The sequence below is a fragment of the Photobacterium pectinilyticum genome (assembly GCF_024357955.1).
In the GTDB taxonomy this organism is placed as follows: domain Bacteria; phylum Pseudomonadota; class Gammaproteobacteria; order Enterobacterales; family Vibrionaceae; genus Photobacterium; species Photobacterium pectinilyticum.
Genome location: NZ_JANEYT010000128.1, coordinates 1 through 8,528, shown reverse-complemented (window position 1 = coordinate 8,528; position 8,528 = coordinate 1). Strand labels below are relative to the sequence as shown.

Below are 8,528 nucleotides of genomic sequence, written 5' to 3'. Positions count from 1 at the left end.
CTGTGATATCAGCGATCTGCTGCCCTATAGCAAAGGGCCCTTCAATAGCTAGGTGGGTAGAATTACCCGCTTACCATAAAAACACATAGTGGGTATTTGAGAATGCATATATGGAATGGGACAGCATTCGTATTTTTCTTGCCGTTGCCGAAGAAGGGAGTATGTCTGCGGCTGGTCAGAAGTTAGGCATGTCACAGCCGACAATCAGTCGGCATATTTCAGCCCTCGAAGAGAAAGTGGGTTTTAACCTGTTTGACCGCTCGACGCAGGGCTTGGGCCTGACTTTGGTGGGTAATGAACTGTTAAGTGATGCAAAAGTGACGGCAAAAGGAGTCGATGGGTTTATCACCAAGGTATCTGCTCACAGTGGCAAACATATTGGCCATGTTCGATTGGCGGCTAGTGACATAATGTCTTTCTACTTTATGCCATCGTTGCTGAATGAATTTCAGCGACAATATCCCGATATTGAAGTTGAAGTACTGGTCGCTAACAAGGAGGTGAATCTGAATAAGCGTGAAGCTGATGTGCTGATATCGAAAGTCAAACCTGAGCAATCTGATTTGGTGGTTAGCTTACTGCACAGCGAGGAGATAGGTTTTTATGCTCACCGGGATTATCTCAAGCAGTTTGGCAAGCCTGCCACGGTACGCGAAATGTATACTAGCAACTATCAATTCATTGGGTTCGATCAGCTAGAGATCGATATTGAAACGGCCAGTCAGTTTGGAAGGTCGCTCAGTAAGTCTCATTTCAATTTTCGCACCGATAGTTTCAAGATGCAGCTAGAGTTGGCGAGGGCCAAGGCGGGGATTGCCGTTGTCTTTCACTCGATTGCCAAGCGTTATCCGGAATTAGAGCCTATCCCTCTACCTGATATTACCTTGCCTGGTGTGAGCTGGTGGTTGGTGTGCCACCATGATGTCCATATCAACCCAAGGATCCGTCATTTGATGACTTTTATCAGTGAATGGTTCCGCTCACAACATGATAAAATTCGTTTAATCAGTTAGTTACGATACTTTTTATATGGCTCTAGATATGGCGAATGCTTTTTTGCTTCGCCCTGCGCTTTTTTTGCCCTTTCCGTCGTTTCTTTTTTCTATAATTTGTTTAATAGCATAAACATTTCTTTGTGTGTTCTTGTCGTTTTTGGTTACAAACTAGACGAACGAAAACGTTTTCGTTGCCTTAAACTTGATCTGAACCAGTGATTTTTCAAATTTTTACAAAATTGTCGAAACAAAAGTTGAGTTATTCAAAAAAAATTGAATAATGTAATCAAAAGCTATAAATTAGAAGAAAATGCTGCTCCACACTTTTTCTTCTAGATAGGTCGACAGACCGGAAAGACGTGTAACGGAACATTTTGTTCTAGAGCCCTAATTAATCTGATGAGATAACCCATGAGCAACTCTCTAGTACTTGTAATCAACTCTGGCAGTTCTTCACTTAAGTTTGCCCTTATCGACACTGTCAGCGGCGAAGCGACCCTAAGCGGTCTTGGCGAATGCTTCGGTATGCCTGAAGCCGTAGTAAGCTGGAAAATCGATGGTGAAAAGCACGAGCACGCGCTTGATGCTGAAGGTAACCACCACCAGCAGGCCGTTGATCGCATCGTTGTCCTGCTTGAAGAGCTAGGCATGAAGCAAGATATCGTTGCCATCGGTCACCGTGTTGTTCACGGCGGTGAGAAATTCACTAAGACGGTTAAAATTGACGAGTCAGTACTGGAAGAGATCGACAGCCTGAGTGATCTTGCGCCTCTTCATAACCCTGCTCACGTTATCGGTATGCGCGCAGCGATGGCGGCTTTCCCAAGCCTGTCTCAGTACGCTGTATTCGATACAGCGTTCCACCAGACGATGCCAGCGAAGGCATACACTGGTGCTATCTCTCAGAAACTTTACACTGACTACGGCATCCGTCGCTACGGTTTCCACGGTACAAGCCACTACTATGTTAGCCGTGAAGCTGCGAAGGTCGTCAACAAGCCAGTTGAAGAAAGCAACTTCATTTCTGTTCACCTAGGTAATGGCGCATCGGTATGTGCTATTAAGAACGGTAAGAGTGTTGATACCAGTATGGGCTTTACACCACTAGCGGGCCTAATGATGGGTACGCGTTGTGGTGACCTTGACCCAAGCATCATTGAGTTCCTACTGAAGAAAGGTTGGTCTCAGCAGGAAGTATTCGACGAGCTGAACAAGAAGTCGGGCCTTCTCGGTGTGTCTGGCCTGACAAGCGATTGTCGCGGCATCATCGAAGCGATGGAAAATGGCCACGAAGGTGCAACACTTGCCTTTGAGCTATTCTGCTACCGTGTTGCTAAGTACATCGGTTCTTACATGGTTGCGCTAGATGAGCTAGATGCCATCATCTTCACCGCGGGTATCGGCGAGAACTCTCTGCCAATCCGTAGCAAGATCCTTGAGAACCTGAAGATCTTCGGCTACCGTGAAGACGAAGAAGGCAATGCTGCTGCACGCTTTGGCAATGCAGGTGTTATCACCAAGCCAAACACGCCAGTAGCTATGGTTATCCCGACTAACGAAGAGTGGGTAATTGCTAAAGAGTCAATGGAACTGCTTCACGCTTAATTACAAGCGAAGCACAGACATGAAAAAAACCGCCAGCAAAGATGCTGGCGGTTTTTTTTATGGTTAAAACTCACCGCGTTCGAAAAGTTTATATCGATACCGTCAACGTTGAAGCGTTCCGACGTTTTTTGACGATAATTGCCCCGATATGGTCGTAGATAAAGTTGAACACGAAGGCATAGATAGTAATAAACACCGTCACGCCGACATCCATGATAAATGCCTGATAAAGGCTGACACCTAAAATGGCGGCCATTACAGGAATGGTCAGCGCCAATAAGCCCAGCTCAAATAACACCACGTGGAAGGCGCGTTTTGCGATAGTACGCTTGGTTTTGTCTCCCGGAAAAAACTGGTCAAAGCCCCAGTTGAACACAAAGTTCCAAGCCATGGCGATGGTCGCAATGATTATCATAGTTCCTGATAAAGCGCCGACTTGATGATCAGTAAAAAACATCAATAGCCCAATGGATAGCGATACCGCCAATACTTCGAATAAGACTGCATGAAATACTCGTTCTAACCCACTCATCAATATCTCTCCTCTAAGGCTACGAATGAAAAAGAGCGGGCATTTTGGCAGCTTCGAGTCTAACAGCAAGATAGCGCTTATCACACATCGTGATAGCTGGGAGATTATTGATCGTTGCTTTCTTTTGCAACGGTATTAAGCAGGTCTGTGAATGCTCGAGCTGCCGATGACAGGGTACTGGGCTTACCTTTGGTGATGAGGTAGAACTGGCTTTCTAACTTCCACTTGTCGGGTTGGAGAGCCACTAAGTGTTGGCAGGCGCGATTTTGTTCGATTAGATGGGTGGGGAGGAAGCTGAGGTGGCTGCCTGCGAGAGTGAGCATCAAGCCGGACTCGACATGCCAGCCATTGTAAAGCTTTACTCCTGGATGCTGTTCAATATTAAGCAGTGCTTTCATGGTGTCGACAGCGTATCCGCCCATGTTGATGCGACAACCTGAGAGTATGTAGTGGTTGGCAATGATCTGCTCGGCCAGATCTTTGCGGGCATACAGTTGGCTTTGTTCAATAAACAGAGGCGTGGCAAATTCAAAGGCGGCACGTTGTCGATCACCAAGTACGCAAAGCATCATATCCAGTTGACCGCTTAATAATTTTTCATTGAGTTGGGTGTAGTCGCCCACGTCCAAAGTGACCTCAACATCGTCGCTCAGCTGATAAAATTGTTCGATGGCTTTGAGTAATGGGTTGTTGGTCAAGGTTGCCGTATTATCCAAACAACCCACACGGACATGCCCTGACAAGGTTGAATGTACCCCTTTGAGTTTGAAGGCATACTCGGTCAACATCGCGCTGATTTCATTTGCATAATTATACACAGACCTTCCTTCATCAGTCAGTTCGAACCCGCTCCTTCCCCGTTTACAGAGGCTCACACCTAAGCTTTTTTCCAATGTGATAAGCTGGTTGCTCAGTACCGGTTGGCTCAGGCCTGTGCTATGGATAGCATTGCTGATCCCACCCTGCTCAACGATTTCACGGAATAGTTCAAGGCGGCGCAGATCCCTTTTATCCAGAGTCGGGGCTTGGATCGTCATGGTGTTCTTCCATAGTTGTTTTCGAATGTTTGTATTCAATAATATGTATTTATTCAAATGTAACAAGCTGCTAACTTTTTTTATGTGATATTTGGGGATAAAAATGCAAGGTGGCTGAATGACCGAGAAAGGAAAGGATTCAAAAATTAATGACTTCGAGCTGGAGCCGGTACCGCAGAATGCAAAGCGGAGCTGGATGGTGATCAGCTTGATATGGTTGGCGATCGGGATTGATATTTCAGGCTTGTTCCTCGGGGCATTCTTGAGCAGTGGTTTACCGATAGACCAAGCACTGACGGCCACTTTTATTGGTTCGGCCTTGCTCGCCATTATCGCTATGTTGTGTGCCAACATCGGCTATCAGGCTGGGGTATCAACGCCGCTGATCAGTAGCGCGGTGTTTGGTCGCCTAGGTGGCAAGACAATGGGGGCTATCACCGGGATCTCGCTGGTGGGTTGGTTTGCCTTCCAAGCTGACTTCTTTGCTTTGATTATGGTTGATGCCCTGGCCAAATACGATCTGGTGGTTTCCCATGGTGCGGCTTTGGTTGGTGGCGGCCTATTGATGATGGTGACGGCCATTTATGGAGTACGGGCACTGGGTAAACTCAGTACCTACTCTGTGCCTTTGATGGTCACGCTGATCACCATTGGTCTTTATATGGCGTCAGGCACTCAGTCTACCTCAGCCAAAATGATTGAGTCTCCGCTCTCGATGGGCGAGGCAATCTCTTTCGTGATGTCTATTTGGATCCTTGCGGCAGTCGCAGCTCCGGATATCGCCCGTTATGCCAAAACCCGTAAAGACGCCATTCTCGGTGCTGGATTCGGCTTCCTGTTTGGCAACAGCGCCATCATAGTGGTTGCCTTGTTGCTGACCCAGATGACTGGTACCGATAATCTGGTCGATGTCTTCTTTTCATTAGGCTTGGGGCTGGCTGCCATTATCGTGCTGGTCTTCGCCCAGTGGACGACTAACAGCAGTAACCTATGCTCTGGCGCACTGGGTATGTCGGTGACGCTGCCATCGGTACCCCGCCCATTGTTGGTGATATTGATGACTATTGTCGGCTTGGGGATAGCCCAATTTGGCATGGTGGATAAGTTTACCGCCTTCCTGACATTACTGGGTGTGACGATTGCCCCGTCTGCAGGGGTTTATTTGGCGCAGTATTACCTTATTGATAAAGAGGCACTGACCTTCGAGCGTATCTCTAACGCCCCTGATTGGATGTTCAAGGGTTTGATTGCTTGGGGATTCGGCAGTGTCATCAGTGCCTGCACTGCAGGTGAGTTTTTCGGATTGTTTACGTTAACCAGCATTTCGGCCATCGACGGCATCCTTGCCTCGCTGGTGGCCTATATGGTGCTCGTAAAGTTGTCAGTCATTGAAAAGGAGACTGTGCGTGATTATCAATGAACAAATGATCGATGATATTGCCCTGGGCGCAACCGTGCTGGGAACAGGCGGAGGAGGAGATCCTTACAGCGGTGCCTTGATGGCTAAAGTCGCGATTGCCAATGCGACTAAACCGGTTGAGATTATTGCGCTCGATGAAGTGGCTGATGATTGGATGACCGTACCTTCATCTATGATTGGTGCACCGACAGTGGCGATTGAAAAAATCAATTCACGCGAGCAGATGTTAGTGGCTTTCGAGGCTATGGAGCTAGCGGTGGGCTGCGATATTGAAGCGACCTACCCGATTGAAGTGGGCGGCTTTAACTCCCTCATACCTATTTTGGTGGCGGCACAAAAAGGGATCCCGGTAATTGATTGTGATGCTATGGGACGGGCTTTTCCTGAATCGCAAATGGTGACCTTTTACCTTGATGGTTTGCCATCAGCACCCAATACCTTGGCTGATGAAAAAGGCAATGTGGTGATCTTGCATCCGCTTGATGGTGTATGGTCTGAACGCTTTGCCCGTCCGATCACCGAACAGATGGGCGGTTCGGCGGCGATGTGTGATTATCCAATGCGCGGTGCGTCTCTTAAGCGCAGTGCGCTGCCAGCAACCCTGACTAAGGCGATGAAGATCGGCGCTGCTATCAGGAAAGCCAATGACGAAGGACTAAGTGGCGTTGTCGCTGTGCTGGACATTGTCGGTGGCCACAAGATTATCAGTGGCAAAATCATTGATATAGAAAGAAGCACCAGCGGTGGCTTCGTGAAGGGTGGTGTGACAATCGAAAGGCTGATACAGGCGGATCCTGATTCAGACTTAGATAGCGTGTATGTCCATTTCCAAAATGAATTATTGCTCGCCCATGAAGGGACTCAGGCCGAAGATTTAGCGCAGGATAATCTATTGGCGGTCACACCGGATCTGATCTCGATTTTGGATCATGAAACTGGCCACCCCATTACGACTGAGCAATTGCGCTATGGCCAACGGGTTGATCTTATTGCTTACCCGTGCGATGAAAAGTGGCGTACAGAGAAGGGAATTGACGTTGCCGGGCCTGCTTACTTTGGCTACTCAGCCCAATATTGCCCGGTGGAATCACTGAAACGCTCAGAGACACAAGCGAAATAGGAGAGAGTGGTATGGAAGAGAAACAATTTCGCTTAGGTCAATTTCGTTTAGGCATTGATGTTGGTGGTACCAATACTGATGGCGTACTGCTTGATGCTGCGCTCAACTGCGTGGCTAAAGTCAAAGTAGCAACAACCACAGATATTGCATCTGGGATTGATGGGGCAATATCGACCTTGCTTGAGCAAGCCAATATCAGTGGCGAGCAAGTTCAGTACGCGATGCTGGGCACAACCCAGTGTACCAACGCCATTGTTGAACGTAAGGGGCTCGACAGGGTTGGAATGATCCGTCTGTCGTTGCCTAGCGGTAGTAGTGTCCCACCACTTTGTGGTTGGAGCCGTGAATGGCAGGCGGTACTCGGTGGGCACTTTTATGAGGCGCACGGTGGCTATGAATACGATGGTCAGCTTATTGCTGATATTCAAGAGGCGGAAATTCGCCAGCTTTGCCAACAAATGCGCGGCCATGTTGATTCGATTGCCCTTTGCGGCGTGTTCTCGCCGGTAAATAGCCAGCAGGAATTGCAAGTGGCACAGTGGTTGCGTGAAGAGTTGCCGGGTGTCGGCATTTCTCTGTCCCATAAAATCGGTAGTCTGGGCATACTTGAGCGTGAAAACGCCACTATCCTCAATGCGGCACTGCAGGGAACCGCCAAGCGTTTTGTGGAAGGGTTCTGTCATGCGCTGGAAGCACATCGCATCAATGTAACTCCGTATTTTGGCCAGAATGACGGCACTTTGATGTCACAAGTGTTTGCTCTCAAATACCCGATCCTCACTGTAGCGTGCGGGCCAACCAACTCGATCCGTGGTGCTAGCCATCTCACAAAGTTGACCGATGCCATTGTGGTTGATGTTGGCGGAACTACGTCGGATATCGGTGCTTTGACTCACGGCTATCCGCGTGAATCCAGTGCGGCGGTAGAGCTTGGCGAGGTGCGTACCAATTTCCGGATGCCGGATATTCTGGCTATCGGGATTGGTGGCGGTACTGTGGTTAAAGGCACCGTGGTGAAAGGTTTTGAACATAATGACACCTGTTTTTTGGAGCTGGGCCCGGAAAGTATCGGCCACCAATTAACGCAATTGGCACGCAGCTTTGGCGGAGAGACCCTTACCTTGACCGATATTGCACTATCCACAGGCGCTATGTCTTGGAATGGCCAACCAGCCGCCCAACGGTTGGAAATGAGCAATCAACTGGCTGAAGATATTTACCAGATGATGGTGGAGCAGGTGGAAGAGGGCATCGATAAGATGAAAACCTCGGCTGCCAAGGTCCCAGTGATCCTAGTCGGTGGTGGTAGTGCCTTGCTACCCGATAGCTTCAATGGGGTGAGTGAAGTGGTTCGCCCACAACACTTTGAAGTGGCCAATGCGATTGGTGTTGCCCTAGGTGAGATATCAGGGCAGCTGGACAAAATCGTCGAGATTGCACCGGATCAACGGCAGGTTGTGCTCGAGGCATTGGCGTTGGAAGCTAAGCAATTGGCGGTGGAAGCAGGGGCTTGTCCTGACAGTGTCCAGGTGATTGAACGCCATGAAATCCCACTTAGCTACCTGCAAGGTAATCGGGTCCATGTGAAGATCAAGGCAGCGGGAAAGATCGCCTAACTTAATGGTCCCTATCTTTAATGCTCAGGCCCGGGTTGTGGTGCCCGAATCGCGATATCATTCAGGGCCTGAACTTGGCAAGTCTCTGGCTAGGTTACCTAATAGCGCGTAAAGCCTCGCCCGATGAGGAGTATACAGTAAAAACCATGTTCACTACCGAGTGAGTGAGTGAGAGGCTATATACCACAGGGGCTGTGAAGTTG

The 8,528-nt window shown here is 48.7% G+C and carries 7 protein-coding genes; 5 read left to right on the top strand and 2 right to left on the bottom strand.

The window, feature by feature from the left end:
* The first annotated feature begins 110 nt into the window (after positions 1–110).
* Both NHN17_RS24840 and NHN17_RS24835 read left to right on the top strand, forming a co-directional pair.
* Positions 111–1,013, top strand: a complete 903-nt coding sequence (locus tag NHN17_RS24840) for a LysR family transcriptional regulator (protein ID WP_255045357.1) — start codon at positions 111–113, stop codon at positions 1,011–1,013.
* Between the two features lie 393 nt (positions 1,014–1,406).
* Positions 1,407–2,600, top strand: a complete 1,194-nt coding sequence (locus NHN17_RS24835) for an acetate/propionate family kinase (RefSeq protein ID WP_255045356.1) — start codon at positions 1,407–1,409, stop codon at positions 2,598–2,600.
* An 88-nt stretch (positions 2,601–2,688) separates the two neighbouring features.
* Here NHN17_RS24835 and NHN17_RS24830 read toward each other — a convergent pair whose 3' ends face one another.
* On the bottom strand, positions 2,689–3,132 hold the full coding sequence (locus NHN17_RS24830; RefSeq protein ID WP_255045354.1) for a PACE efflux transporter: 444 nt from the start codon (positions 3,130–3,132) through the stop codon (positions 2,689–2,691).
* Positions 3,133–3,236: 104 nt separating this feature from the next.
* Positions 3,237–4,169 (bottom strand): LysR family transcriptional regulator, encoded by a 933-nt coding sequence (locus tag NHN17_RS24825; RefSeq protein WP_255045353.1) that lies wholly within the window; start codon positions 4,167–4,169, stop codon positions 3,237–3,239.
* Between the two features lie 118 nt (positions 4,170–4,287).
* Here NHN17_RS24825 and NHN17_RS24820 point away from each other — a divergent pair, with 118 nt between their 5' ends.
* The 3 genes from NHN17_RS24820 to NHN17_RS24810 are packed head-to-tail and all read left to right on the top strand — an operon-like array spanning position 4,288 to position 8,325.
* On the top strand, positions 4,288–5,589 hold the full coding sequence (locus tag NHN17_RS24820; protein ID WP_255045352.1) for a cytosine permease: 1,302 nt from the start codon (positions 4,288–4,290) through the stop codon (positions 5,587–5,589).
* Positions 5,576–6,709, top strand: coding sequence for an S-methyl thiohydantoin desulfurase family protein (locus tag NHN17_RS24815; RefSeq protein WP_255045351.1), 1,134 nt, complete (start codon positions 5,576–5,578; stop codon positions 6,707–6,709). The genes NHN17_RS24820 and NHN17_RS24815 overlap by 14 nt, the downstream gene beginning before the upstream one ends.
* An 11-nt stretch (positions 6,710–6,720) precedes the next feature.
* Positions 6,721–8,325, top strand: a complete 1,605-nt coding sequence (locus NHN17_RS24810) for a hydantoinase/oxoprolinase N-terminal domain-containing protein (protein WP_255045350.1) — start codon at positions 6,721–6,723, stop codon at positions 8,323–8,325.
* Positions 8,326–8,528: the final 203 nt, after the last annotated feature.

What these genes read in the sequence shown, in the direction of transcription:
- NHN17_RS24840 (WP_255045357.1), top strand. Translation starts at nt 111, where the DNA reads ATGGAATGGGACAGCATTCGTATTTTTCTTGCCGTTGCCGAAGAAGGG.
- NHN17_RS24835 (WP_255045356.1), top strand. Translation starts at nt 1,407, where the DNA reads ATGAGCAACTCTCTAGTACTTGTAATCAACTCTGGCAGTTCTTCACTT.
- NHN17_RS24830 (WP_255045354.1), bottom strand. Translation starts at nt 3,132, where the DNA reads ATGAGTGGGTTAGAACGAGTATTTCATGCAGTCTTATTCGAAGTATTG.
- NHN17_RS24825 (WP_255045353.1), bottom strand. Translation starts at nt 4,169, where the DNA reads ATGACGATCCAAGCCCCGACTCTGGATAAAAGGGATCTGCGCCGCCTT.
- NHN17_RS24820 (WP_255045352.1), top strand. Translation starts at nt 4,288, where the DNA reads ATGACCGAGAAAGGAAAGGATTCAAAAATTAATGACTTCGAGCTGGAG.
- NHN17_RS24810 (WP_255045350.1), top strand. Translation starts at nt 6,721, where the DNA reads ATGGAAGAGAAACAATTTCGCTTAGGTCAATTTCGTTTAGGCATTGAT.